The following is a 26,530-nucleotide window of genomic DNA, read 5'->3' as shown; positions in this document are numbered from 1 at the left end:
TAATGAATAATAAGGGTGCGGCCCCACATCTCTCGCAACGGGATTAAGGCTGTCTACGAATTCGGCTGCACTCGGCGGGGCGCCGCACTAGGTCTGGGTCATGGCTGGCGAACTGGAACTCACCGCGATCCTCTGCACGATGCTTCTGGGTGGAACGCCCGAGGTGAGCCACGGGTATTCCGTCGGCTATGACCTGCACCGCATACGCGTCGATTGCGAGACCGACACCCATGTGATCGAGGTCGGTCTGGACAAGCGGTCCTCTCTCGACAGCGTGCAGCAGGCGTTGTTTGCCGGATCGGTAACCGGCAAGACGCCGATGGTCATCGTGATCGATACGGACGGGCGCGAAGGCCCGTTTGAGCTGCGCGTGCGGACCGCGGCCCAGCTGGCCGGGGTTTCCTATCGCACCTATGACGAGGCGTTCCTGATCCGGTGGCGCATGACGTCGTGGCTGCGCCAGAGCCGTCCCCGCCCCAGCCCCGAGGAGCCGCCGTCCTGAGCGATGTTCGGTCGACTGGCGAGAGCTTGCCGGGGAATGTTAACCGCGCTGTACATGGGGGCCGACTGACACGGGCGTCGTGCGGCATGACGCTCACTTGTTATGGGCGGTGGTGCGCCTAACCTTTGTCGGATGAAGGATAGGACAATCTTCGGAAATAGCGTTGCCCCCTGCCCATGCCCGTCCGGCATGATGGGGCGTAAGGTGGGACGCGCGGTCCCGGTACCCGTGTATCGGGCGCGGCCGCGCCGCGTCTCGCGCGGATGACCCGGGTCGTCAGCCTCTCGGACCGGTTCGCGGGCCTTCATGGTCCGGGTCGCAGCCTTGGACTTCTGGGTATCGCTGTCGCCGTTCCGGCGGCATTTCTGGGCTGGACGCTGTCGCCCCCCGGTCTGCCGCTCACGCTTGCCGTCTTGTCCACCGGCATGGTCCTGGCGGTTTGGGGCATGGCCTCGCACTATCCGCACGGCCGGTTGGGCGGATGCAACGTGGTCACCACCGTTCGCCTGGCGATGGTCGCCGCCTTGTCCGCCGTAATCGTCGGCCCCTCCGCCGGGATGGTCCCGGGATGGGCGGTTGCGATACTGGCGTGCGCCACGCTGTCGCTGGACGGGTTCGATGGCTGGCTCGCCCGGCGGCAGGGGCTGAGTTCGGCATTCGGCGCACGCTTCGACATGGAGGTCGACTCGGCCCTGGCCGCCGTCTTGTCGCTGGCGTTGCTGGCGCATGGGCGGGCGGGGGTCGAACTGATCTTGCTGGGCGGCGCGCGCTATGCCTTCGTCGCAGCGTCGCTTTTCCTGCCGTGGCTGGGCGCGGCCCTGCCGGACAGCTTTCGCCGCAAGGCGGTCTGTGTCGTCCAGATCGGCGTGCTGGCAGTGCTTTCGGCCCCCATCCTGTCCGATGGGGTCGCCCGTCCCCTAGCCGTTGCGGCGGCCGTTCTGGTGGCGTGGTCCTTCTGGCGCGACATCCGTTGGCTTGTGGCGCAACGATGAGGCGGTGGGTGCGGCTTGCGGGAAGCGCCCTGCTGATCGCCCTGTTCGTATGGGTCTTCGGCAGCGCAGATGTCGCCAGTCGCCTGCGGGGAATATCGGCCGGATGGGTGGCGGTCGGCGTCGGTTTCCTGTTGGCGCAGACCGTGGTGATGGCGATGCGGTGGCGCCTCGTGGCGCGCTGTCTGGACATCGGGTTTCCGCTTGGTTGGGCGATCAGGGAATACCTGATCTCGCAATTCGTGAATACGACCCTGCCCGGCGGAGTCGTCGGGGACGGCGCCCGGGCGGTGCGGTCGAAAGTGGGGCCGGGGGGATTGAAGCGGGCCGCGCTCGTCGTGGTGTGCGAAAGGGCGTTGGGGCAGGCCGGATTGATCGTTGTCGGTGTCGGCGGCCTGATCTGGGCCGCCATTGCCCCCGAGGCGTTCGCCTGGCCGGAGGCCAGGGTGCGCTATGCGGCGATGGCGGGTGTGCTGATCATCGCGGCTTTGGGGCTTGGCGCCCTCGTCCTGCGTGGCGGACGGATCGGCGCGATTGTCGCCGAATGTCTGCCCACGGCGCGGGTACGGATCGCGCACGGGGTGTTGTCGGTGTCGGCCGCGCTTCTGAACGTCGCGGCCTTTGCGGCCTGCGCCCGTGCGACGGGGGTCGCGTTGCCGCTTCAGGCCATACTGGTCATCGTCCCCCTGGTTCTGACGGCCATGATCATCCCCGTAGGCGTCGCCGGATGGGGGTGGCGCGAGGGGGCCGCGGCGGCGCTGTTCCCGCTTGCGGGCGCGTCCAGCGCGGCGGGCGTCGCCGCCGGTATCGTGTTCGGGATCGCGATAATGATTGCCGTTCTGCCGGCCGTGCCATTCCTGCTGTGGCGATCCCCGCGCCCGGTCCCGGACGCGACCGCGCCGGAGCCGGGATGAATCGATCCGCCGTAATCTACACGCTGGCGCTTGGTCTGGGCGTCGTGCTGTTGCACCTTGTCGTAGTGATGCCGTCGCATCCGGCAGGGCTGACATGGGCCCGGGCGCTCCGTCCGACATGGGAGCTTCCGGTCATCCTTCTGCTGCTGGGTCTGCTGCCGGGGCGACTGATGCGGGCTAGCGTGGTTTTGCTGGCGGTGGCCCTCGTCGTGCTGAGGGCCGCGGACCTGGGGACATACCTAGCCTTCAGTCGCCCGTTCAATCCGCTACTGGACCTGCATCTACTGGTTTCCGGCTGGTCGCTTCTCGCGTCCAGCGTCGGCCATCTCGAGGCGGTGGGCATCGTCTCGGCTGTCGTTCTGGCAGTCTTGGGACTTGGTGCGCTGCTTTGGGTCTGTCTGTCGCGTCTGCCGCGCGCAGGGGGAGTGCTACGGGGGGCCGTCGCCGCGATTCCCGCAGGCGCCGTGGCCCTGTCGCTTGTCGTGCCCGGCTGGACGGCCTTCAACGCAACCCCCGTGGTTGCCGGTCAGATCGGGCGCATGACCCGCGGCGTGGCGGACCTGTCGGCCTTCACCGAGGCGCTGCGGACTGCCCCCGAGGTCAGTCCCAGCTTCGGGGCGCTGGGCGACCGCGATGTCATCCTAGCCTTTGTCGAATCCTACGGGCGCACCTTTCTTGAAGACCCCGCCTTCCGCGACATCTCGGCACCGCGCTTGCAGGCTGTCGAGACGGAGCTTCAGTCCGCTGGCTGGCATATCCGCAGCGGCTGGGTCGCGGCACCCACGCGCGGTGGCCAAAGCTGGCTGAGCCACGGGACCTTGCTGTCAGGCCTATGGGTCGACGGGCAGACACGTTATGATCGGTTGATGACCTCGGATCGCATTTCGCTGAACCGGTTATTCGGAATGGCCGGCTGGCGCACGGGCGCCGCCATGCCCGCGATCACGCTGGATTGGCCCGAAGCGGCCTGGTTCGGCTATGACATCACGCTGGCCGCGGACGACCTGGGCTATGCGGGTCAGCCCTTCGAATGGGTGACGATGCCCGACCAGTATACCTGGATCGCGATGGACCGCCTGCTGCGCGGCCCCGGCCCCGACATGATCGAGCTTGCGCTGGTCACCTCGCACGCGCCCTGGACGCCCTTGCCGAAGGTCGTGCCGTGGGACGATATCGGCGACGGCGCGATCTTCGACGGGACACGGCGGGCGGGGGACAGCCCTCAAGTCGTCTGGTCGGATCCGGACCGCATCCGCGCGCAATACGCGAAATCGCTGGACTACGCGCTGGACGTCGCGGGGCAATATATCGCTCGATATGGTGACGGTGCGCTGTTCATCGTGCTGGGCGATCACCAGCCCGCCCCGCTTCTGACGGGGCAGGACGCGCCGCCTGACGTACCGATCCATTTCATTTCCGACGATCCGAATCTGCTTCACGCATTGCCGAACGCGAACTTTGCACAAGGTATCTTCCCGGACGCGGACGCGCCCGTTCTTCCGATGCAGGATCTGCGCGACCTGATCGCCACCTCTTTCGAAACCCCGACTTCTGCCGCCAGACTGGAGAATTGAATGAAGACGTGCATTCTTGCCGCGACCGTGGCCATCGCCCCCTCCCTGGCGAGCGCTCAGGATCTTGTCACCCGCAACCGCGTCGGTCTGCCCGATGCGCCGAACACGCTAACCTTCCGCCTGACCTCTTATGACCTCTATTCCTCGGATCCGGCGACGCGCGAGGCGTTCGAGGCGCTGTTCTCGGATTTCATATCGGATCGCCCGGATTGGAAGATAGAAACCCAGCTTCAGACCGGCAATATCGGCCAGGAACAGGCGCGTCTGCTGCAACAGACCCAGGCCGGACGCGGCCCCGACTGCGCGATGATCGATTCCAGCCAGCTTGCGCTGTTCAAGGACACCGGCGTCCTGCAACCGATGAACGCTGTTTTCTCGGAGGATGAGGTGGCCGACCTGTTCCCTTACGTGCGCGAAGCCGTGACGGACGCCAACGGCAACGTGTTGGCGTGGTGGTGGTTCACCGATCTGCGCGTGCTCTACCGCGATACCTCTGTCGTGCCCGAGGCGCCGCAGACATGGGACGCGGTGCAGTCCGCCGCGCTGGCGGCGGTCGAGGATGGGCGCGAGGGCATCCTGTTCAACGCCGGCCGGTGGGAGGGGACGGCCTTCGACTGGCTGGCGAATTTCTGGGCGCAGGGGGGCGAGCTGCTGGATGAGGATGGCGCGGTCGTCTTCGATCAGGGCGACAACCGCGAGGCGTTCCTGAACGCAGTGGCCTATTACAAGGACCTGGTCGAAAGCGGCGCGGCGCCGCAGCGCGTGACGTCGATCACCGATTACGACGCCTTCAACGCAGCGGCGGCTGCGGGCACGGCGGCGATGTTCGTCGGTGGCAACTGGCAATACGGGCAGCTGCGCACCACCCTGCCGGAAGAGGCGTTCGCCAATTGGGAGGTCTCGGAACTGCCCGGTCCCACCCCCGACCAGCGCGCCACCGGCACCGGCGGCTGGACCATCGCCGCGCTGTCGGATGACCCCGAGAAGGCGGCCCTGTGTGGCGAGATCGCGAAGGACATCTATGCCGGGCCGGGCAACGCGGCACAGGGCCTGCTGCCCACGTCCGCCGCGATCTACGACCGGTACGACACCTATGACGGGACCGAATACGATCTGTTCGCGAAAGCGTTGGAGAACGGCGTCGCGCGCCCCGGGGCGGCGATCTACCCCGAGATCTCGAACCAGATCCAGATCCTTCTGGGCGACGTGCTGTCGGGATCGGCCGAGCCCGAGGCAGCCTTGGACGCGGCGGCCGAAGCCGTACGGGCGGCGCAATCGCGTCAGTGACCGCCGCCGCCGAACGCGGGCCGGGGCAGGGCCACCCGGCACCGTGGCTGGTCCCGGCGGTCGTGGTGCTGGCGCTGTTCTATGCCGTGCCGGTGCTGGACGTGTTTCGGCTGGCCCTCAGCGACGCGACGCTGATCCAGACTGCGGACGGGGTGTCGACCGCGGCCCTGCGGTCGATCCTGACTGACCCCGCCCTGCCGCAGGTGCTGGGCACAACGCTGGTCTTCGTTGCCGTCAATGTCGTGGCACTTCAGGTCATCGGCCTTGTCATCGCGCTGACCATCGTGCGGGGCGAACGGCGGGGCCTACCCGGGATGGCAGCGTTTCGCACCCTCGTTCTGGCGGCTTGGGTCGTGCCGGGGATCGCGAACGGTTTGATCTGGGGAATGCTGTTCGACGAGGCGCCTTACGGCACGCTGAACAGCCTTCTGGGCTTTGCGGGACTCGGCCCGGTGGCGTGGTTGTCGGACCCGCAGATGGCGCTGGTGTCGGCCGTGATCGCCAACCTTTGGCAGGGCACGGCATTCTCGATGATCGTGTTCTATGCCGCGCGGCGGGGGATCGACCCGGTGCTGTACGAGGTGGCCGAGCTTGATGCGGCCGGGCCGTGGCGCACCTTTCGGTCGATCACGCTGCCGCTGATGACGACGGCGATCGCGGTGAACTCGGTTCTGGTGTCCGTCCAGACGCTGAACACCTTCGACTCGATCCTTGCTTTGACCGGTGGGGGGCCGGGGCGCGCGACGGAGGTACTGGCGCTGTTCACCTTCAACACTGTCTTCTACAACCTCGATCTGGCCGGCGGCAGCGTTCTGGCGGTGATGCTGTTTGCCATCGCCATGGCGCTGGCCCTGCTGATCGGCTGGCTCGGCCGGCCGCGGGGACCGGCTTGAGCGCGGCGCGCTGGGGGGACGTCGCGACCTATGCCGCGCTGATCGTCCTGGCGGCCTTCTTCGCGCTGCCCTTCGCGTGGCTGATCAGCCTTGCGCTGCGGACCCCGTCCGAGATCTACCTCGGCGCCGCGCGTTTCATCCCCGAGGCTCCGACGCTGGCGAACTTCAAGACAATCATGTCGGACCCTGCCTTCCTGATTTACCTTTGGAACGGTCTGAAACTGTCGGCGCTGGGCGGCGGTCTGGCTGTCGCCCTTGCCATCCCCGCGGCCTATGCCTGCTCACGCCTCCCGTTCCGGGGCAGGGGGGGCGTGATGCTGGGGCTGCTTGTGGTGCAGATGATCTCTCCGCTGGTGATCCTTTTGCCGCTTTACCGCTGGATGGACGCCTTGGGGCTTTTGAATCGCGACCTGTCGGTCATCGCCGTCTATGGCGCGTTGGGGATGCCGCTGGCGGTGTGGCTTCTGAAGGTGGCCTTCGACGCGATCCCGGTCGAGCTTGAGGAGGTCGCCCAGATCGACGGCGCGTCGCGCGCCACAATCCTTCTGCGCATCGTCCTGCCCCTGTCCCGACCCGGCATCGCGTCGGCGTTCATCCTGACGATGGTGATGAACTGGTCGCAATTCCTGATCCCGTTCATCCTTCTGGAGCGGGACGCGGACTGGCCGATCTCGGTCGCGATCTTCAACTTCGCGGGGTCGGTCAGTGCGTCGACGACCCAGCTTCTGGCCGCGGCCTGCCTGGTTGCGGTGATGCCTGCGGTCGTCGTCTTCGTCGTGTTGCAACGCATGATCGTCTCGGCCCTGATCGCGGGGGCGGTGAAGGGCTAGTTTTGCATCCGCATTGCCTCGGTCTCGATCAGAAGGGTAACTTCGTCGCCGACCAGACCGTTCGCCACGCCGTAGGTCATGCCCCAGTCGCTGCGGTTCAGCGTCGCGCGGGCGGAGAGACCAAGGGTAAAGCGCCCATGCCCGAACGGATACTCCGCCGCCTTGTTCAGCGTGACATCGAGCGTCAAGGGGCGCGTTTCCCCCAGAAGGGTCAGATCGCCGGAGACCTGTCCCGTCGTTTCGGTTTCGGGGGTGCCGCCGTCGGCGGTAAAGACCATCTGCGGATGGTCGTCCACGGCCAGGAAGTCGCCCGCGCGCACATGATTGTCCCGCGCGTCGTTCATCGTCTCGACGCTGCCGGTGTTCACGGTCACGCGCAGTTCGCCCAGCTCCTGCGTTTCGGTATCGTAGGTGAAGCTGCCCTCGACATTAGCGAACAGGCCGAGGACGGCGGCGTATCCCACGTGGTCGACCAGGAAGGCGACCGTCGTATGCTCAGGGTCGAGCTCATAGCGCTCCGGTTCGGCGGCCGCGAGGGCGGGGCAGATCGCAAACGTAAGGCAAAGGGCGGATATGCGCATTGTGGATGCTCCGTAGGTCCGGTTGGGCGCGACGATAACACGGATCGGGACCCGGCAGCGCGGTCAAATCGGCGCGCCCCGGATGCGGGCTTCGCGAGCTTGCCCCCGTGACAATATCGACCTGCTCTGGTCTGGTCGCGCCAAAGGAAAGGATCGTGCGATGGACATGGAAACGCTGAAACGCCGCGGGCTGGTGATGCTGGGCTGCGGAAAAATGGGATCGGCCATGCTGGAGGGGTGGCTGAAAGGCGCGCTCGATCCCGGCGATGTCTTCGTGATCGACCCGAACCCGTCCGAATGGCTGCAGGGCACGGGCGTTACGATCAACGGCGGCCTTCCCGAGCAGCCGGGCCTGCTGATCGTCGCGGTGAAGCCGCAGATGATGGACGACGCCCTGCCGCAGGTGGGCCAGTTCGGTGGTGGCGGAACCCTGGTCCTGTCGGTCGCCGCCGGGGTGACCATTGCCCGGTATGAGAAGACGTTCGGCGGCGGCACGCCGGTGATCCGGGCCATTCCCAACACGCCGGCCGCGGTGGGGCGGGGGGTGACGGCCATCGTCGCGAATGACGAGGGTGCGCCGTCGCTCGACCTGGCCGAGCACCTTCTGAATGCCGTGGGCCAGACTGTGCGGTTGGAAAGCGAAGATCAGATGGACGCCGTCACGGGCGTTTCGGGATCCGGACCGGCCTATGTGTTCCACATGATCGAATGCCTGGCGAAGGCTGCCGAGGCCGAAGGGCTGTCGCCCGATCTGGCGATGGCGCTGGCCAAGGCGACCGTGGGCGGTGCGGGGCAGCTGGCCGAGGACAGCCCGAAGGCGCCGTCGACCCTGCGCGAGGATGTCACCAGCCCCAACGGCACCACGCAGGCCGGGCTGGACGTGCTGATGGCCGAACTGCCGGACCTGATGAAACGCACCGTCGCCGCCGCAGCCGCCCGTTCGCGCGAGCTTGGGGCATGAGTGCGACCTTCGAGGACTTCCAGAAGCTGGATATTCGGGTCGGCCGCATCGTCGAGGCCGAGCCGTTCCCCGAGGCCCGCAAACCCGCCTTCAAGCTGCGCGTCGATTTCGGAGAAGGGATCGGGGTCAAGCGATCCTCGGCCCAGATCACGGCACATTACACGCCCGAGGGGCTGATCGGACGGCAGGTGCTGGCGGTGGTCAACTTCCCACCGCGCCAGATTGGCAAGGTCCTGTCCGAGGTGCTGGTGCTGGGCGTGCCGGATGACGACGGCGAAGTCGTTCTGATTGGACCCGGCCACGAGGTACCTTTGGGCGGCCGGCTGTACTAGGGCAGGCCCAGCGGGGTGCGATCCGCGCCCCAGCCATCGGTCGAGGTGCGGGCGCGGATAAAGACCCGTCTCGCGTCCGCCGGGATGGAGGTGAGGGTCGATCGGGTGAAGGGTTGCTTATCGACATGGGGGTGCAGAAGTTCGCGAAGGGCGAGGACCGTGCCCTCGGCATCCTCCACCCGCCAACCGTCGGCGTAGTCATCCCATCCCGTATCGTCGTGACGCAGGGTGACAAATACGCGCCAGTCCGCCCCGGCGCGCGTAGCCTCTGCCTCGACGATTTGGGCAGGGTCGGCGCAGGCCGGGACCGCCGTGGCGGCGCAAATTATGAAGGCGCGGATCATGGCCTAAGGTCCCCGATGCGGACTTGCACGACCGGGACCTTAGGCCGCCCCGGGTCGTCTTGCCAGTGCGGCGCGGCGGGCCTACCCTGACCGCAGGAGGAGCCCCGATGCAGATGCCGGACCCGAATCCCGCGATCCTGTCGAAGAAGGCGGCGCTGGTGCGCAGGCTGGCCACCGTGGTGTCTGCCGACGCGCTGATCCACGAGCCGCAGGAGCTGCGCCCCTACGAATGCGACGCCCTGACGGCCTATAAGTGCCCGCCCCTGGCCGTGGTCCTGCCGGAAACGACCGAGGACGTCGCGGCTTGTTTGCGGATTTGCCACGAAGAAGGCGTGCCCGTGGTCCCGCGCGGGTCTGGCACGTCGCTGGCAGGCGGGGCGCTTCCCACGGCGGATGCGGTGATCCTGGGCGTCAGCCGGATGACCGAGGTGCTCGAGACGAATTACGCCGACCGGATCATTCGCGTGCAGACCGGGATCACCAACCTCAAGGTGACCGGCGCGGTCGAGGAGGACGGGTTCTTTTATGCGCCCGACCCCTCGTCGCAACTGGCCTGCGCCATCGCGGGCAATATTGCGATGAACTCGGGTGGGGCGCATTGCCTGAAATACGGCGTGACGACGAACAACCTTCTGGGCGCCACGGCCGTGCTGATCGACGGCACCGTGGTCGAGCTGGGCGGCGGGCATATGGACACGCCGGGCCTGGACCTTCTGGGGTTGATCTGCGGCTCGGAAGGGCAGCTGGGCGTCGTGACCGAGGCGACGTTGCGCATCCTGCCCAAGCCCGAGGGCGCGCGCCCCGTCCTGATCGGCTTTGACAGGTCCGAGACGGCGGGCGAATGCGTCGGCGACATCATCAAGGCCGGTATCCTGCCTGTCGCGATCGAGTTCATGGACCGCCCCTGCATCCGGGCGACCGATGCGTTCTCGGGCGCGGGATATCCCGATTGCGAGGCGATGCTGATCGTCGAGGTTGAGGGGTCGGACGCCGAGATCGACGAGCAACTTGGCGTCATCACCCAGATCGCCCGCCGACTGGACCCGGTGGAACTGCGTGTCAGCGCGTCCGAGGAAGAGAGCGCGGCGATCTGGCTGGGCCGCAAGTCGGCCTTTGGGGCCATGGGGCAGTTGGGGGATTACATCTGCCTCGACGGCACGATCCCCGTGGGCGAGCTGCCGCGCGTTCTGGGCGGGATCGCCGATCTGGCGAAGGGCTACGGGCTGGAGGTTGCCAATGTCTTCCACGCGGGCGACGGCAACATGCATCCCCTAATCCTGTTCGACGCCAATTCCGAAGACGGGCTGGAGAAGGCCGAGGCGCTTGGGACCGATATCCTGTGCCTTTGCGTCGAGGCGGGCGGTTGCCTGACCGGCGAGCATGGCGTCGGTGTCGAGAAGCGGGACCTGATGCAGGTTCAGTTCGACCCGGTCGACCTTGAAGCGCAGATGCGGGTAAAGGACGTGTTCGACCCCGCGTGGTTGCTGAACCCCGCGAAAGTGTTCCCCCTGTCAATCAGCGCGCCGCGTCGGGCCGTGGCCGCGGAATGAGGGCGCCTCCGGCGGGGGTATTTGGACAAGGGTGAAGATGTTGGAGCCTGAAAGCGAAGCCGATCTGGCGCGGATGGTGCGGGATGCGACCGGGCCGTTGGAGGTTCGTGGTGGCGGCACCCGCGCGCCCTTGGCCGGGGGCGACCTGACCACGCGGCGCATGTCGGGGATCGTCCTCTACGAGCCGGGCGCGCTGACGATGGTGGCGCGTGCCGGCACCCCCATGGTCGAGATCGAGGATGCCCTGACGCGCGAGGGCCAGCGTCTGGCCTTCGAGCCCTGGGACAGCCGCCGCGTGCTGGGCCGCGACGGCACGCCGACCCTGGGCGGATGCGTGGCCACCAATGCCAGCGGGCCCCGCCGCATGGTGGCGGGGGCGGCGCGCGACAGTGTCATCGGCGTGCGTTTCGTCGACGGCGACGGGGCTGTGATCAAGAATGGCGGGCGGGTGATGAAGAACGTCACCGGCATCGATCTGACCAAGCTCATGTGCGGGTCGCGCGGGCGGCTGGGTATTCTGACCGAGATCGGGTTGAAGCTTCTGCCCGGCGTGGCAGCGACGGCGACGCTTCGGGCGCATGGTCTGGACCCGGCGGGCGCCGTTGCCGCCATGTCCGCAGCGTTGGGTACGCCGTTCGAAGTGACCGGTGCGGTCCACGAGCCTCAGCTTGGCACGATGCTGCGGATCGAAGGCAGTGAGACTTCGGTCGCCTATCGCGCGGAACGCCTGCGACATGCCTTGGCCGCGTACGGCGAGTGGCAGCTGGAAGGTGACGTATCGTGGACCGATCTGCGGGATGCGACCGGGTTCGCCGCGCCTTCCGATGATCTGTGGCGCATCTCGGTCCGACCGTCGCACGCGGCGCAATTGGTGGCCGGGCTGCCGGGGCGCTGGATGATGGACTGGGGCGGCGGTCTGATCTGGGCCGAAGCGCCCGCCGGCACCGATCTGCGCGCCCTGATGGGTTTGCCCGGGCATGCAACGCTGATCCGTGCGGACCCGGAAACCCACGCCGCCTTGGGTACGATACACCCGGGATCCGATGCCGTCGAACGCCTGACCCGCGATATCGCCGCCCGCTTCGACCCTCGGGGTATTTTCGCCGGCGCGGTTCCGGCATGACCTTAGCGATGCGGGCACCGACCGCCCTTCCAGTTCGGTCGCCCGCCGGCGGGTTCGGGATGATCCGCGCCGTCTACGAAGCCGCAAGCCGGGACAGGACCTGATGCAGACGAATTTCACCTTCGACCAACTTGCTGATCCCGACACCGCCCGGTCGAACGAGGTCCTGCGCGCCTGCGTCCATTGCGGCTTCTGCACCGCGACCTGCCCGACCTACCAGGTGCTGGGCGAGGAGAACGACAGTCCCCGCGGGCGGATCTACCTGATCAAGGATATGCTGGAAAATGACCGCCCGGCCGATGCGACCACGGTCAAGCATATCGACCGGTGCCTGTCGTGCCTTGCCTGCATGACGACCTGTCCCTCGGGCGTTCACTACATGCACCTTGTCGATCACGCCCGCGTCCATATCGAGCGGACCTATACCCGCCCCTGGCCCGACCGTGCGCTCAGGTGGACGCTGGCGCGCATCCTGCCCTACCCGGGCCGCTTCCGGCTGGCGTTGCAGGCGGCGAAGCTGGGGCGTCCTTTCCGCAGCTGGATGCCGGACAAGCGGCTTCGGGCGATGCTGGATATGGCGCCAACGCGGATCGCCCGGCGGTCCGACGTCGACCGCCCGCAGACCCATAAGGCCGAAGGCCAGTCGCGGATGCGGGTCGCACTCTTGACGGGCTGCGCGCAGTCCACGCTGGACCCGGCCATCAATGAGGCCACCGTGCGCCTTCTGACGCGATTGGGTTGCGAGGTCGTCGTCGCCGACGGGATGGGCTGCTGCGGCGCTCTGGTCCATCACATGGGCAAGGCGCATGAGGCCCATGCGCAGGTCAAGGCGAACGTCCGCGCGTGGCAGGCGGTCAAGCGGGCCGGCGGCCTCGATGCGGTGGTGGTGAACACGTCGGGCTGCGGAACGACCGTGAAGGATTACGGGCATATGTTGCGCATGACCGACATGGCGCACGAGGCGGCGGAGATCAGCGATCTGGCCTGTGACGTGTCCGAGCTTCTCGAACGCCTGCTGCCCGGGAGAGAAGCGCTGCACACCCCCAATGAGGCGGCCGGCGACATCGCCGGAACGGATGCGCTGCACCCCACGGCGGCGGGGCAGGGCGCGCTGCGGGTGGCATATCACGCAGCCTGTTCGCTACAGCATGGGCAGAAAGTGAAGGGGGCGCCGAAGACCTTGCTGGCCCGCGCCGGGTTCGAGGTGGTCGAGCCGAAAGACAGCCATCTGTGCTGTGGTTCGGCCGGGACCTACAACCTGATGCAGCCCGAGATCAGCGCGCAGCTAAAGGCGCGCAAAGTCAAAACGCTCGAGGCGAAGGCGCCGCAAGTGATTGCGGCCGGGAATATCGGCTGCATGACCCAGATCGCCAGCGGAACCGGGATCCCGGTGGTGCACACGGTCGAGCTTCTGGACTGGGCCACCGGCGGGCCGCGACCGGACAAGATCCCGCCCGATTTGTCCAACCCCTGACCGAAACGCGCCCGATCCCGGACATTCGGGCCAGTCAGGATAAGGCACACCAATCGGAAAGCAGGCTGTTCATGCGCATTTTCACGGTCTTGCGGGGTCTTGTCCTGACCTTTTTACTCGGTGGTCCAGCCGTCGCGGGCGACAGCGCGCTTCGGGATCTGTCCAACGGGGACGACAGTCGGCCCTTCCGGGCCGTCGGACGGCTGGAGGTCGGGGGCAACAACTTCTGCACGGCGACCTTGATCGAGGAAAGGGTGGTTCTGACTGCCGCCCATTGCGTCGTGCGGACGGACGGAACCACCGCCATGCCGGGCGATATCCGTTTTCTGGCGGGGTTCAGGGATGGCAGGGCCGACGCCTACCGGACCGGGCGGCGGCTGGTCGTCGCAAAGGGGTACCGGCCGGATATGAACGATGCGGGCACCCTTGCCCATGACGTTGCATTGATCGAGCTCGACCGTCCCGTCGACACCGTCCAGGTCGCGCCGATCCCGATGGCGCAAAACGGAACCGGCGCGGCGGTGGGCGTCGTCTCTTACGCGCATGATCGCGCAGATCGACCCTCCCTGCAGGAGGAATGCAGCGTCCTTGGGCGTGATAGGGGGGCGCTTATCATGTCGTGCGAAGCGGACTACGGAACGTCAGGGGCACCGGTGTTGTCGTTTGCTCATGGTGGCGTCCGGATCGTCTCGGTCGTCTCGGCCATGGCCAATGCCGGGGCGCAGAAAGTCTCTATTGGGACGGATCTCGCTGCGACTTTGCCCACGCTTCGGGCCGAGCTTTCCGGCTCGGACGGGGTGTTCTTTCGTGCCGCACCCCAAGTGCGGCGGCTGACCCCCGACACGGCGCGCGCGCACGGTCCGGGAAAGTTCCTGAGGCCCTGATCCGGGGCAATTTTTTCGGTCTCCGCGGGACTTGAAGATGCCCGTGCGCCCTCCCAGATTCCTCTTGTCGGATGCCTACGAAGGGTCCGGCGGCCACCTGTTCCCGAGTGGAAAGGTGGCAAATTGGTGATCGCTTAAACTCAAGGATGAACCGATATGAGAACCTTTGATCTCGCCCCCCTCTACCGTGCCACTGTCGGCTTCGATCAGATGGCCGACCTGATGGAACGCGTCGTTCGCGACAATGCTGGCGCGCAGACCTACCCGCCCTACAATATCGAAAAGACCGGCGACGACGCCTGGGCCATCGAGATTGCGGTCGCGGGCTTCTCCGAGGAGGACCTGACCGTCGAACAGCGCGAGAATGCATTGATCGTCTCGGCCCGTAAATCGGATGACGACCAGAACCGCACCTATCTGCACCGCGGGATCGCCACCCGCGCTTTCGAGCGTCGCTTCCACCTTGCCGACCATGTCCGTGTCGAAGGCGCGCGCCACGCCAACGGCATGCTGGTCATTGAGCTGAAGCGCGAAGTGCCCGAGGCGCTGAAGCCGCGTCGCATCGCGATCCAGAAGGACGCGGGCACGGTCGATCATCAGATCGCTGCCGAATAATCGCAGATCTGAACCGACGAAGGCCGCGCCACGATGCGCGGCCTTTTTTCATGTCCCGACGACCGGATGAGCCGCGACATCCGTCCGCCACGCAGATGAAGGGTCTGCCCGAAGCGGCCATCCCTTCGCCCTTGTCGAAATACCCACGGGGGGCTGGCATCGCCAGGCGGGGGCGACGCCCCCTCAGACGTTTAGGCAGATGTATTTCATCTCCAGATACTCGTCTATGCCATGCGACGAGCCCTCGCGACCCAGTCCCGATTGCTTTACGCCGCCGAAAGGCGCCACCGGGGTCGAGATCAGTCCGGTATTCACCCCGACTATCCCGTATTCCAGCGCTTCAGAAACCCGCGTGATCCGGCTGTAGTCTTTTGCGTAAAAGTACGAGGCCAGCCCGAAGATGGTATCGTTCGCGAGTTGTATTCCCTCGTCCTCGGTCTCGAACCGGAACAGGGGGGCAAGGGGGCCGAAGGTTTCCTCGGTCGCGAAGGCCATGTCCTGCGTGGCGCCGGTCAGGACCGTCGGCTGGAAGAACGTTCCGCCCTTCTCGTGCCGGCTCCCGCCATAGATGATGTCGGCCCCCTTCGCGGTCGCGTCGGCGATATGCGCCTCGACCTTCTCGACCGCGTCCTGGTCGATCAGCGGGCCGAGATCGACGTCACCCTCCAGCGCGTCGCCGACGCTCATCTGCGCGACGCGATCCTTCAGTTTCCGCGCGAATTCGTCGTAGACGCCTGACTGGACATAGATACGGTTCGCGCAGACGCAGGTCTGACCGGCGTTGCGGAATTTGCAGGCGATGGCACCCTCGACCGCCTTGTCCAGATCGGCGTCGTCGAAGACCAGGAAAGGGGCATTGCCGCCCAGCTCCATCGACGTCTTCATGACTTGGTCCGCAGACTGGCGCAGCAGAATGCGCCCCACCTCGGTCGAGCCTGTGAAGGTCAGCTTGCGCACCTTCTCGTTCTCGCAGAACTCCTTGCCGATGCCGCTCGAGTCGGTCGAGGGCAGGATCGACAGAATGCCCTTCGGCATCCCCGCCCGATCGGCCAGCACGCCCAACGCCAGTGCCGACAGCGGTGTTAGCGAAGGCGGGCGCACGACGAAAGCGCAGCCTGCTGCCAAGGCGGGTCCGGCCTTGCGGGTTATCATCGCGTTGGGGAAGTTCCAGGGCGTGATTGCCGCCGCGACGCCCACGGGCTGACGGATGACGTGGATCCGCTTGTCGGGGGCATGGCCGGGGATGATCTCGCCATAGACGCGTCGCGCTTCTTCCGCGAACCACTTTATGAACCCGGCGCCATACATGATTTCGCCCTTGGCTTCGGCCTTTGGCTTACCCTGTTCGGCGGTCAGGATGGTAGCAAGGTCGTCGGCATGCTCGACCATCAGGTCGTGCCATTTCATAAGTACGGCGCCCCGATCCTCCGCCGTGCGCTTCGCCCAGCTCTTCTGCGCCTCATACGCAGCGTCGATCCCCCGGGCCACGTCATCCCGCCCCAGATCGGCCACCGTCGCGATCACGTCACCACGGGCGGGGTTTTTCACCTCGAACGTTCCGCCGCCCGACGCATCGGCCCAGTCCCCGCCGATATAGGCACGCGGGTTCAGCAGCTCGGGGTCCGAGAGAAGGGTTTTCAGGTTCGTCTGGGTCATCTTCGCCTCTGATCTTGGTCTGGTCACAGACCTAGTGCGGGGGCCATCCGCTTCGATAGGCGGCAGATCGCAGATTGTGGGACCGGCCATAGCGGCCTACACAGAATGGTGAATGCACCGAAGGGGAATGGCGGAATGGTCACGGATGCCGATTACGACAACAGCGCTGCCGTCCCGGGCGTCACTGACCTGAGCGCGGGCTGGACCGCCGACGCCAAGGCGTTCCGCGACGGCATGGGAGCACGTGCTCAGCTTGGCCTGCCCTATGGGGCCACCGCGCGCGAGAAGCTGGACCTGTTCTTGCCCGAGGCGCCGCCCAAGGGGCTGACGGTGTTCGTCCACGGCGGCTATTGGCGGTCGCGTCATCGCCATGACTGGTCCCATTTCGCCGCCGGCGCGCTGGCACGGGGGGATGCCGTTGCCATGCCGTCCTATACCCTGGCGCCCGAGGCCCGCATTTCGCGCATCACGTTACAGATTGCGCAGGCGGTGACGATGCTGGCCGAACAGGTGCCCGAGGGGCCGATCCGGCTGGCGGGTCATTCCGCGGGCGGACACCTGGTGGCGCGCATGCTCTGCGCCGACCCGATGCTGACCGAGTCCGTGACAGAACGGCTGGCGCATGTCCTGTCGATCTCGCCCGTGTCCGACCTGCGGCCGTTGCTTGACCTGTCGATGAACGAGGATTTGCAACTTACGCCCGAAGAAGCATCGTTGGAAAGCCCGATCCTGTGCAAGCGGGTGCATGACGTGCCCGTCACCGTCTGGGTCGGCGGGGCCGAGCTTCCCGCCTTCCTCGATCAGGCGCGCTGGCTGTCCGAGGAATGGGACGCACCGCTGGTGGTGGATGCAGGGCGGCACCATTTCGACGTGATCGAAGGGCTCAAGGATCCCGACAGTCCGATGATGACGTCCCTGTTCGAGGGCGATGGCGGGCGCTGACGCAGGCCACCTTCGTTCATTTCCAGCAGCCGACCAGAACCGTCATGTCCGTGGCGCGGCGTTCCATCTGACCGCGCGGCAGGTCCGCGCCGGCGGACCCGGTTTCGGCCATCACGCCAGCACCGGTCAGGAAGTCCCGGATCGCGTCCACGTCGGTGGCGAAAGAGACCCCGTCCGGGAGGTTGCGCCCGGTCTCCGGCGCAGAGCGCAGCATGCCCAGAACGCTTCCGCCTCGGTCGAAGACAGGTCCTCCGGCGTCGCCCGACCTCGACGACAGGTCATAGCGGCGCAAATCCTCGTCCCCGTCGAGGCCCGTCATCGCCACCAGCGTCCCGTAGGTCAGCGACGGCGCACCGAGCTGGCCATCGAAAGAATAGCCCGACAGGATCACCTCGGTGTTGAGGCGGGGCACACCATCAAGGAACGTCGCGTGCTGGCGCGGGGCCAGAGCCTGTGCCGGGGTAAGAAGGGCAAGGCCGGCATCCGCGTCCACGGAATCCACTGTCGCCTCGATATCGTCGTCCAGTGTGATCCGCTCGCACTGGTCCACGGCGTCGGCGGTGGTCAGGACCTCGCCCCGCCGCGACACGTAGAAGCCCGATCGGACGACCGCGGGGGTGCGGATGCGCAGACCTGCCAGAAGATCGACGCTTTGATCCTCGGTCGGCTCGCCGATCACGTCGGGCAGAACGGCGCTCGTGGTGGTCTCGAAACTGTCGATCATCTCGTCGATGACGCGCGTGCGGCGGTCTTCGTCATTCGCGGGCCAGATCAACGTGAAGCCCTTGATCTGCCCGTCTTCCAGCCGTGCTTCGGTCTGACTGACGATGCCGTCGCCGCGCCCGATCAGGGTAAAGCCACTTTCGCGCCGCTCACGCTCCCCCTCACGGGGCACGATTTCGAGCGTCTGCATTATGTCGTAAAGACCGTAGAGGTCGGCCCTTTCCCCCTCTTGCGAGATCAGCAGGACCTTCGCCTCGACCTCGGCCCCGTCGACGCCTTCGTAATGGGCGAAGGGCGGATCATAGCGATCGAATGCCACCAAGTCGCTCGGCACGACTACCGTGATCCCGGCGCGGGTGTCGGTTACAGGCTCCAACCCCAGCCCTTCGAGCACGGCGTTGTATTCGCGCAGAAGCTCGGCGCGCTGCCGCGTGGTCAGGACGCCGGTCTCGTCATACCCCTTTTCGGCCTGCCATGCGGCCATCGAGGCCCGGGTGCCGCGCCCAAAGGCAGCGTCGATGGCAGCGTCGTAATAGCCCTTCCAGCGCAGGGCGATCTGGATCTCTTCCCGGTCTTCGCGGGTCAGCGCCTGCTCGCTGCGGCGTGCCTCGGCGGGGGTTTCGTCCGGCTCGGGCGCGGGTTCGGACTCGGATACGGCCTGCGCGTCGGTCTGGGTCTCACTCTCGTTCTGCGCGAGGATCGTCGCGGCGTCGGCTTCGACCGGCCACACGACCGCGCCATAAGCTTCGGACTCGGCGGTGTAGCTGTCCCCGGGGATCAGGCCGCGCGCCCTAAGTTCGCGCCGGCGCGCGGCGGCTTCATTCTCGGTGAAGGGGCCAAGGGCGATGGCATAATAGCTCGACCCGACGATTTCCAGCGTGTGGACGTCCTCGATCTGGGCCGCATAATCCTGTGCCGTGTCGATCGCCCTCTCGCGGGTTCCCTGCGCCTCGACCTGGAGCCAGACCTGCTGCGCAACCGCGGGGGTCGCCGTCGTTGCCAGCAGAAGCGCCAGCGCCTTTCTTGACTTGAAAATCATTCTGAACCCGTAAAATCCAACCTTGCCGGCCGCCTCGGGCGACCCATCGCGCGCCAGAAGGGCCGAACAGGGCGACCCCGTCAAGAAAGCGGGCGATCACAATGAGGCGTGATTGACCCTTGTTGCCCTTCTGCCTATTCAGGCCGCGCCTTTCCCGGGGGATCCTCATGGCCAAGCCGACCTGCTTTCAGGACGTCATCCTTGCACTTCAGGACTACTGGGGTGCGACCGGCTGCGCCGTGCTGCAACCCTACGACATGGAGGTTGGCGCGGGCACCTTCCATCCTGCGACCACGATGCGTTCGCTCGGCCCCAAGGCATGGGCGGCGGCCTATGTGCAGCCCTCGCGTCGGCCGACGGACGGGCGCTATGGCGACAGCCCGAACCGGCTGCAGCATTACTACCAGTACCAGGTCATCATCAAACCCAGCCCGCCGGACCTTCAGGCCCTGTATCTGGGCAGTCTTCGGGCCATCGGGATCGACACCGACCTGCACGACATCCGCTTCGTCGAGGATGACTGGGAAAGCCCGACCCTGGGCGCCTGGGGCTTGGGGTGGGAGGTCTGGTGCGACGGCATGGAGGTCAGCCAGTTCACCTATTTCCAGCAGGTCGGCGGCCACGACTGCCACCCCGTCTCGGGCGAGCTGACTTACGGGCTGGAACGGCTGGCCATGTATGTCCTCGGGGTCGACCACGTGATGGACATGCCCTTCAACAAGCCGGGCCATCCGCAATCGCTGACCTATGGCGACATCTTCCGCGAGGCCGAGGCACAATACGCCCGCTTCAACTTCGACACTGCGGACACCAACGTCCTTCTGCGTCATTTCGAGGAGGCCGAGGCCGAATGCGCCGCGCTTCTGGATCAGCCGGCCCTCGATCCGCGCACGGGACGGCGCATCGTCATGGCGCTGCCCGCCTATGACCAGTGCATCAAGGCCAGCCACGTGTTCAACCTGCTGGATGCGCGGGGCGTGATCTCGGTCACCGAACGGCAGGCCTATATCGGCCGTGTGCGGGCGCTGGCAAAGCAATGTGCCGATGCGTTCCTGATGACTGAAGCGGGCGGGTGGGCCGAACCGGCATGATGGGCCGCATCCTCGTCATCGTCATCGCGCTCGTCGGTCTGCTGACGGCGGTCGGAGTCTGGTATCTGCAGGTCTTTCACTATTATGACCGCGTCAGCCCCGAAGGCTTCGAGATTCAGGCTGAAAATAGCACAATTCGTGCATCTGCCACGAATATCGAGGCGATCGACGCCAACTCGTCCCCGATCCGATTCCGGGCCTGTTTCAACACCGACCTGACGCCGGATATCGACGCGGTCCCCTACGAAGACGCGACCCCCCTGACCGCACCGTTCTGGTTCGACTGCTTTGACGCCGACGCCATCGGCGAGGCGCTGGAGGCCGGGACGGCCCGCGCTTTCCTGGGGACCGAGAACATCGCCTATGGCGCCGACCGGATCGTCGCGATCACCGACGATGGCCGCGGCTATGTCTGGCACCAGCTGAACAATTGCGGCGAAGTCGCCTATGACGGCACCCAGATCGGCGAGGATTGCCCGCCGCGCGAGGATCAATGATGTCCGACCTTCTGATCGAACTCTTCTCGGAAGAAATCCCCGCCCGGATGCAGGCCCGCGCGGCCGAGGATCTGAAGCGCCTGATGACCGACGGCCTTGTCGAGGCCGGGCTGACCTATGCCCATGCCGGTACCATGGTCACGCCGCGCCGCATGACACTGGCGCTTGAGGGGCTGACCGACCGCTCTCCCGACACCGTGGAAGAGCGCAAGGGTCCCAAGGTCGGCGCGCCCGACAAGGCGATCGAGGGGTTCCTGCGCGGGGCCGGGGTCGCGCGCGGGGACCTGGATGTCCGCGACGAGAAGAAGGGGCAGGTCTACTACGCCCGCATCCAGCGGAAGGGCCGCGCCGCGCCCGATATCGTGGCCGAGGTGCTGGAGCGGACGATCCGCAATTTCCCCTGGCCCAAGTCCATGCGCTGGGGCGAAGGGTCCTTGCGCTGGGTGCGGCCGTTGCACCGGATCGTCTGTATCCTGACCGGCCCCGAGGGGCACGAGGTCGTACCGTTCGAGGTTGACGGACTGCGCGCGGGCGACGTGACCGAAGGCCACCGGTTCATGGCCCCGGGCGAGATCCGCGTGACCGGGTTCGAGGATTACCAGCACAAGCTGAAACGCGCCTTCGTGATGCTTGATCCCGTCGAGCGGGCCGAGACGATCCGCGCCGATGCCGCCAACTTGTGTTTCGCCGCGGGGTTGGAGATCGTCGAGGATGCGGGGCTGTTGTCGGAGGTTGCAGGGTTGGTCGAATGGCCCGTGACGCTGATGGGCCGGATCGACGCGCAATTCCTCGACCTGCCGCCCGAGGTGCTTCAGACCTCTATGCGCGAGCACCAAAAGTTTTTCTCGGTCCGCGATCCCGAGACGGGGCGGATCGTGCGCTTCGTCACCGTGGCCAATCGCGAGACGGCGGATGACGGGGCGACGATCCTGAACGGCAACCAGCGCGTGTTGGCCGCTCGTTTGGCCGACGCGGCGTTCTTCTGGCAGAACGACCTGGCCGTGGCGAAGGACGGCATGGGTGCTTGGATCGAGAACCTGAAGTCGGTGACCTTCCACGCCAAGCTGGGGTCCGAGGCCGACCGGGTCGAACGCATCGCGGCGCTGGCCCGCGAACTGGCCCCCGTGGTCGGCGCGGATGCCGATCAGGCCGAGCAGGCCGCGCGGCTGGCCAAAGCCGACCTGACATCCGAAATGGTCTACGAATTCCCCGAATTGCAGGGGATCATGGGCCGCTATTACGCGAAAAGTGCTGGTTTCCCGGATACCGTGGCTGATGCCGTGGCCGAGCATTACGCGCCGTTGGGGCCATCCGACATGGTGCCGACCGCGCCGGTTTCCGTAACGGTGTCGCTGGCTGAGAAACTGGACAAGCTGATTGGCTTCTGGGCGATTGACGAGAAGCCCACAGGGTCGAAAGACCCCTTTGCGCTGCGCCGGGCGGCTTTGGGGGTGATCCGGTTGTTGTTGGTGAATGAGCTGCGGTTAAGGCTTTTCAATGCGACCAACCCGTCCCTTGTCGAAATGAGGACAGATCTCGTCGTAAGAGAGCGCGAGAATGTACTTGGCGCGATAAGTGACGCTATTGCGGCGGCAAAGGAATACGGTACGCAATTTTCTGGCCATCTCCATGGGGATTTGGCGTCCGCGGATTGGGTTGACGAGGCAGTTCAACTTTATCCAGACCTCCTCGCCTTCTTCCACGACCGCCTGAAGGTCCATCTTCGCGACGAGGGCATCCCGCATGACGTCATCGACGCCTGTCTCGCCATGCCGAACGCCGACGACCTGACGCTGCTGGTCAAGCGCACCCGGGCGCTGGCGGCGTTCCTGAAGACCGACGATGGCACCAATCTCGTGCAGGGGTTCAAGCGCGCCAATAACATCCTGGCGCAGGCCGAGCAGAAGGACGGCGTCGAATACTCGTTCGGGGCCGACGCCAAGCACGCCCATACGGACGAGGAACGCGCGCTGTTCGCCGCGCTCGACGCGCAGGAGCCGGTGATCCAGAAAGCCATGGCCGAAGAGGACTTTACCACCGCCATGACCACGCTGGCCCTTCTGCGTACGCCCATCGACGCGTTCTTCGAGTCCGTGCAGATCAACGCCGACAACCAGATCCTGCGGCGCAATCGGCTGAACTTGCTCAGCCGGATCCGCGATCTCTGCCTCGGGGTCGCGGACCTGACGCGGATCGAGGGCTGACATAACGGCACACTTGCCCCGCGCGACCCACTGCCTATGCTCGCGCGGACAAGGAGCGCCGCAGTGCAGCAACAGCCGGACATCCCCGGCGTGACCTATATCACGCCCACCGCGAACATCAGATCCGCCGCCAACGGGGGGCGGGCCAAGTGCCTGCAACGGTTGATCCGGCTGGGCCTTCCCGTCCCCGATACCTTCGCCATCGATTTCGCAACGGTGGCCGGAATCGCGCAAGGGACACGGATCGACACGGCCGCCCTGATCGACATGTTCGGCGGCGGGGCGCTGGTTTCGGTTCGTCCTTCCTCGACCACGGCAGACTGGGGCGGCCCGCCCTCGGTCCTGAACATCGGCATGACCCGCGCGCAGCATTCTGCGCTGTCTCATCGGCTGGGTCCGCAGGCGGCCGACGCGCTGTATTCCAGGTTCATACAGTCCTTCGCGACGCAGATCGCACGGCTGAACCCCGACCTCTTCGACGGGCAGGACATCGACGCCATGCTCGCCGCCTATGAAGAGGAGATGGACGAGCCCTTCCCGCAGGACCCCGCCGCGCAGCTTCATGCCGTCCTTTCGGCCATGGCCCGCGCCTGGGACGGCACGACGGCCCGGATTCTGCGCCAGGCGCGCGGGGCGCCCGCGGATGCGGGGCTGGGGCTGGTCGTGCAGCGCATGGTTCTGGGCGTGGGCAATCCGGCGCAGGGCGAAAGCGGATCGGGCGTGATCCAGTTCGTGTCTTCGAAGACCGGCGGGCCACAGATCACCGGGCGATACATGCGGCAAAGCCAAGGACGCGAGGCACTGGTGAAGGGGGCAGGGGCGCTTTACCTCACCTCCGATCCCAGGGGGACGTCGCTACAGGATCATGCGCCCGAGATTTACGAGCATCTTCAAACCTATGGTGGCCTGTGCCGGACGCGGCTGCGCGAAGAGATGCAGATCGAGTTCACGATCCACCACGGTGCGCTACACATCCTGGATGCTATCCGAGTCAAGCGCAGTTCGCGTGCGGCGTTGCGGATCGCGGTGGATCTGGCCACCGACGGCATCATCCCCGAGGGCGAGGCTGTGCTGCGAATTGCGCCCCGTGCGCTTTTGGACGTGCTGCACCACCAAGTCGACCCCGAGGCGACGCTGTCGCTGATCGCCACCGGCATCCCTGCGGCGCCCGGTGCGGCGACTGGTCGGCTGGTCTTTACCGCGGAAGCCGCGCAGGCGGCGCTGGCCCGGGAGGAGGACGTGATCCTCGTCCGGCGCGAGACGACGCCCGATGACGTCCTAGGGATGCATGCCGCGCGCGGCATCCTGTGCGAGCGCGGCGGGCCGACCAGCCACGCCGCGGTCATCGCGCGTGGACTTGGACTGCCCTGCGTCGTCGGGGCCTCCGACATTGCCATCGACGAACGCAACCGGCGTTTCCGTGCCCCCGATGGCAGCACCTACCGCGAGGGGGATGTCATCACGTTGGACGGGGCGGCGGGGCAGATCATCCAGGGCGCTGCGCCCTTGTTGGAGCCTGCGCTCGACGATGCATTCCGCATCATTCTTCAATGGGCGGACGAACGCCGCGACATCGGCGTGCGCGCGAATTGTGACACCCCTGCCGAAGCCCGCGTGGCCGCGCGGTTCGATGCGGAAGGCATCGGCCTGTGCCGAACCGAGCACATGTTCTTCGACGACGGTCGTTTGACGGTCATGCGCGAAATGATCTTTGCCGAATCCCGGACCGACCGCGCCGCGGCGCTGGATCAGCTTCTGCCCGTCCAGCGCGCTGATTTCACCGAACTGTTCCACATCATGGCGGGGCGACCCGTCACGATCCGGCTTCTGGACCCGCCGTTGCACGAATTCCTTCCCTCGGACCGACGCGGGATGCTCGACCTTGCCGCCAGCCTCGACCTGCCGCTCGAGGCTGTGCAGACGCGGATCCGGGCATTGGCGGAATTCAACCCGATGCTCGGAATGCGGGGCGTCCGTCTGGGGATCGCCTTCCCCGAGATCTACGAAATGCAGGCGCGCGCGATTTTCGAGGCCGCTGTCGCGACAACGCCGCGCGTCACGCCCGAGGTGATGATCCCACTCGTCTCGGCCCGGCGCGAGGTGGAACTGGTCAAGTCGCGCATCGATGCCGTCGCGGCACAGGTCCGTACCGAAAGCGGGGTCGAGTTCGACTATAACCTGGGCGTCATGGTCGAAACGCCGCGCGCTGCGCTGAGGGCGGACGAGATCGCAGAATACGCAACGTTCCTGAGTTTCGGGACGAACGATCTGACGCAGATGACCTATGGCCTGTCGCGCGACGACGCCAGCCGGTTCATGTCGGCCTATGTCCGCGAAAAAGTCTTCCCCGACGATCCTTTCCTGCAACTCGATCAGGATGGCGTGGGCGAACTTCTGACCATCGGGGCCGAGCGCGGACGCCGCGGGCGACCGGATGTGATTCTGTCGATTTGCGGGGAACACGGCGGCGATCCCGACTCGATCGCGTTCGTCCGCGCGGCGGGATTCGATTATGTCAGTTGCTCGCCGTTCCGTGTTCCTGTCGCGAGGATGGCCGCAGCACATATTGCGATCCGTGAACGGGGACGCACAATGACTGCCCCGCCGGACCGGTAGGTTCCGCGACTTTACATAAGTCGGCGGGAAGTTGCGCAAGTTTTAGCGTCATGGTTGGCGACCCGCGTATCGTTTCGTAAACGGGCCCCGCTTGCTTCGGGGGGCGGGTCGCTGGGACATGCGGCTGAGTTGACGCCCCCGCAACGAACATTCTGGGATACGGGGATACCGATGCAGAGCGATACCTTCGCACTGCGCGTCTTTCGGCGCGCTACGATGATACTTGGCCTGCTCATGGCGCTTTCTGTGATCTCGACAGGCAACGCCCAAGCCGAGATTCGGTTCAGCACGAAATCGTCGCCGACCATGGATTTGTCCGGTGGCTTGGCCGTCGAACCGACCTTGGGCACGCGGTTGCAGGGCCTTCTGGGTACGTCGGCCCCTGAGGTCCGCCCCCAGCGTGGGGCCGGCCTGAACCGCGTGTTCGGTTCGAAGACCCGCGCGGCGGTTTTCAAGATCGACCATACCTACGACTTCGTGGACACCCTGCCAGCCGCTTCGGGCGACGCGCAGTTCGAGTGCCTGGTCGAGGCACTTTACTTCGAAGCCCGCGGCGAGTCGGCCGAAGGCGTGTTCGCGGTGGCCGAGGTCATCCTGAACCGGGTGGATTCGGATCGGTTCCCGTCGAGCATATGCAAGGTCGTGAACCAGGGGACCGGAAAGAAATACGCTTGCCAGTTCAGCTATACCTGCGACGGCATCCCCGACCGGATCCGCGAGACGGGCGCGCATGAACGCATGAAGAAGATCGCCCGCCTGATGATCGACGAGGGGCCGCGTGACCTGACCGAAGGCGCCCTGTTCTATCACACCAAGGCCGTCAATCCGTCGTGGAGCCGGGTCTTCGCCCGCACGACCACCATCGGCGCCCATCACTTCTACAATTACGGCTGACCCTTTCGTCATCGG

Annotated in this window: 24 protein-coding genes; 20 read left to right on the top strand and 4 right to left on the bottom strand. The window is 66.1% G+C overall.

Annotation, left to right across the window (positions count from 1 at the left end):
• The first annotated feature begins 100 nt into the window (after nt 1-100).
• The 7 genes from PAA8504_RS17825 to PAA8504_RS17795 all read left to right on the top strand — a co-directional run bounded on the left by PAA8504_RS17825 (nt 101) and on the right by PAA8504_RS17795 (nt 6,989).
• Complete coding sequence (locus PAA8504_RS17825) at nt 101-502, top strand: hypothetical protein (protein ID WP_108895501.1); 402 nt, start codon at nt 101-103, stop codon at nt 500-502.
• 263 nt (nt 503-765) lie between these two features.
• Nucleotides 766-1,494 (top strand): CDP-alcohol phosphatidyltransferase family protein, encoded by a 729-nt coding sequence (locus PAA8504_RS17820; RefSeq protein WP_245897684.1) that lies wholly within the window; start codon nt 766-768, stop codon nt 1,492-1,494.
• Nucleotides 1,495-1,502: 8 nt separating this feature from the next.
• Nucleotides 1,503-2,405: a lysylphosphatidylglycerol synthase transmembrane domain-containing protein gene (locus PAA8504_RS17815; protein ID WP_181375856.1), complete on the top strand. Its 903-nt coding sequence runs from the start codon at nt 1,503-1,505 to the stop codon at nt 2,403-2,405.
• Nucleotides 2,402-3,979: an alkaline phosphatase family protein gene (locus PAA8504_RS17810; RefSeq protein ID WP_146190526.1), complete on the top strand. Its 1,578-nt coding sequence runs from the start codon at nt 2,402-2,404 to the stop codon at nt 3,977-3,979. Before PAA8504_RS17815 ends, PAA8504_RS17810 begins: the two co-directional genes overlap by 4 nt.
• A complete protein-coding gene (locus tag PAA8504_RS17805) occupies nt 3,980-5,266 on the top strand; it encodes an extracellular solute-binding protein (RefSeq protein ID WP_108895498.1) in 1,287 nt (428 codons plus the stop codon).
• Nucleotides 5,263-6,159: a carbohydrate ABC transporter permease gene (locus PAA8504_RS17800; protein ID WP_108895497.1), complete on the top strand. Its 897-nt coding sequence runs from the start codon at nt 5,263-5,265 to the stop codon at nt 6,157-6,159. The genes PAA8504_RS17805 and PAA8504_RS17800 overlap by 4 nt, the downstream gene beginning before the upstream one ends.
• Nucleotides 6,156-6,989, top strand: coding sequence for a carbohydrate ABC transporter permease (locus tag PAA8504_RS17795; protein ID WP_219928942.1), 834 nt, complete (start codon nt 6,156-6,158; stop codon nt 6,987-6,989). Before PAA8504_RS17800 ends, PAA8504_RS17795 begins: the two co-directional genes overlap by 4 nt.
• Here the strand turns inward: PAA8504_RS17795 and PAA8504_RS17790 are convergent.
• Nucleotides 6,986-7,570, bottom strand: coding sequence for a YceI family protein (locus tag PAA8504_RS17790; protein WP_108895496.1), 585 nt, complete (start codon nt 7,568-7,570; stop codon nt 6,986-6,988). The genes PAA8504_RS17795 and PAA8504_RS17790 overlap by 4 nt on opposite strands.
• Nucleotides 7,571-7,730: 160 nt before the next feature.
• On the opposite strand from PAA8504_RS17790, the gene proC reads away from it, so the two are divergent.
• Both proC and PAA8504_RS17780 read left to right on the top strand, forming a co-directional pair.
• Nucleotides 7,731-8,531 carry a pyrroline-5-carboxylate reductase gene (gene proC, locus PAA8504_RS17785; RefSeq protein ID WP_108895495.1) on the top strand — a complete coding sequence of 267 codons (801 nt, stop codon included), beginning with the start codon at nt 7,731-7,733 and terminating at the stop codon, nt 8,529-8,531.
• Nucleotides 8,528-8,863: a tRNA-binding protein gene (locus PAA8504_RS17780; protein WP_108895494.1), complete on the top strand. Its 336-nt coding sequence runs from the start codon at nt 8,528-8,530 to the stop codon at nt 8,861-8,863. The genes proC and PAA8504_RS17780 overlap by 4 nt, the downstream gene beginning before the upstream one ends.
• Here PAA8504_RS17780 and PAA8504_RS17775 read toward each other — a convergent pair.
• Nucleotides 8,860-9,207, bottom strand: a complete 348-nt coding sequence (locus PAA8504_RS17775; protein ID WP_108895493.1) for a hypothetical protein — start codon at nt 9,205-9,207, stop codon at nt 8,860-8,862. The genes PAA8504_RS17780 and PAA8504_RS17775 overlap by 4 nt on opposite strands.
• 107 nt (nt 9,208-9,314) lie before the next feature.
• Between PAA8504_RS17775 and PAA8504_RS17770 the strand changes: the two genes are divergently transcribed.
• From PAA8504_RS17770 to PAA8504_RS17750, 5 genes are all read left to right on the top strand, one after another.
• Nucleotides 9,315-10,757, top strand: coding sequence for an FAD-linked oxidase C-terminal domain-containing protein (locus tag PAA8504_RS17770; RefSeq protein ID WP_108895492.1), 1,443 nt, complete (start codon nt 9,315-9,317; stop codon nt 10,755-10,757).
• Between the two features lie 37 nt (nt 10,758-10,794).
• Complete coding sequence (locus PAA8504_RS17765) at nt 10,795-11,880, top strand: FAD-binding protein (RefSeq protein ID WP_108895491.1); 1,086 nt, start codon at nt 10,795-10,797, stop codon at nt 11,878-11,880.
• Between the two features lie 103 nt (nt 11,881-11,983).
• Nucleotides 11,984-13,354 carry a glycolate oxidase subunit GlcF gene (glcF, locus tag PAA8504_RS17760; RefSeq protein ID WP_108895490.1) on the top strand — a complete coding sequence of 457 codons (1,371 nt, stop codon included), beginning with the start codon at nt 11,984-11,986 and terminating at the stop codon, nt 13,352-13,354.
• Nucleotides 13,355-13,425: 71 nt separating this feature from the next.
• On the top strand, nt 13,426-14,238 hold the full coding sequence (locus tag PAA8504_RS17755; RefSeq protein WP_108895489.1) for a trypsin-like serine peptidase: 813 nt from the start codon (nt 13,426-13,428) through the stop codon (nt 14,236-14,238).
• Between the two features lie 156 nt (nt 14,239-14,394).
• Entirely contained in the window at nt 14,395-14,853 is a 459-nt protein-coding gene (locus PAA8504_RS17750; RefSeq protein ID WP_108895488.1) for an Hsp20 family protein, read from the top strand.
• Nucleotides 14,854-15,036: 183 nt separating this feature from the next.
• On the opposite strand, the gene PAA8504_RS17745 is transcribed toward PAA8504_RS17750, so the two are convergent.
• Nucleotides 15,037-16,509 (bottom strand): NAD-dependent succinate-semialdehyde dehydrogenase, encoded by a 1,473-nt coding sequence (locus PAA8504_RS17745; RefSeq protein WP_108895487.1) that lies wholly within the window; start codon nt 16,507-16,509, stop codon nt 15,037-15,039.
• A gap of 135 nt (nt 16,510-16,644) precedes the next feature.
• Between PAA8504_RS17745 and PAA8504_RS17740 the strand changes: the two genes are divergently transcribed.
• On the top strand, nt 16,645-17,451 hold the full coding sequence (locus tag PAA8504_RS17740) for a hormone-sensitive lipase (protein ID WP_108895486.1): 807 nt from the start codon (nt 16,645-16,647) through the stop codon (nt 17,449-17,451).
• A 16-nt stretch (nt 17,452-17,467) separates the two neighbouring features.
• On the opposite strand, the gene PAA8504_RS17735 is transcribed toward PAA8504_RS17740, so the two are convergent.
• Nucleotides 17,468-19,213: a serine protease gene (locus tag PAA8504_RS17735; RefSeq protein ID WP_146190525.1), complete on the bottom strand. Its 1,746-nt coding sequence runs from the start codon at nt 19,211-19,213 to the stop codon at nt 17,468-17,470.
• Between the two features lie 167 nt (nt 19,214-19,380).
• Here PAA8504_RS17735 and PAA8504_RS17730 point away from each other — a divergent pair, with 167 nt between their 5' ends.
• The 5 genes from PAA8504_RS17730 to PAA8504_RS17710 all read left to right on the top strand — a co-directional run bounded on the left by PAA8504_RS17730 (nt 19,381) and on the right by PAA8504_RS17710 (nt 26,515).
• Complete coding sequence (locus PAA8504_RS17730; protein ID WP_108895484.1) at nt 19,381-20,304, top strand: glycine--tRNA ligase subunit alpha; 924 nt, start codon at nt 19,381-19,383, stop codon at nt 20,302-20,304.
• Complete coding sequence (locus PAA8504_RS17725) at nt 20,301-20,801, top strand: DUF6446 family protein (RefSeq protein WP_108895564.1); 501 nt, start codon at nt 20,301-20,303, stop codon at nt 20,799-20,801. Before PAA8504_RS17730 ends, PAA8504_RS17725 begins: the two co-directional genes overlap by 4 nt.
• Nucleotides 20,801-23,005, top strand: coding sequence for a glycine--tRNA ligase subunit beta (glyS, locus tag PAA8504_RS17720; RefSeq protein WP_108895483.1), 2,205 nt, complete (start codon nt 20,801-20,803; stop codon nt 23,003-23,005). Before PAA8504_RS17725 ends, glyS begins: the two co-directional genes overlap by 1 nt.
• A gap of 63 nt (nt 23,006-23,068) precedes the next feature.
• Nucleotides 23,069-25,621, top strand: coding sequence for a putative PEP-binding protein (locus PAA8504_RS17715; protein WP_370739705.1), 2,553 nt, complete (start codon nt 23,069-23,071; stop codon nt 25,619-25,621).
• A gap of 171 nt (nt 25,622-25,792) precedes the next feature.
• Nucleotides 25,793-26,515, top strand: coding sequence for a cell wall hydrolase (locus PAA8504_RS17710; protein WP_245897683.1), 723 nt, complete (start codon nt 25,793-25,795; stop codon nt 26,513-26,515).
• The last annotated feature ends 15 nt before the right edge of the window (nt 26,516-26,530 follow it).

This window comes from Palleronia abyssalis (assembly GCF_900302445.1).
GTDB classification, from domain to species: domain Bacteria; phylum Pseudomonadota; class Alphaproteobacteria; order Rhodobacterales; family Rhodobacteraceae; genus Palleronia; species Palleronia abyssalis.
Note: the sequence above shows the minus strand (reverse complement) of the source record. Positions and strands in the feature narration are given on the sequence as shown.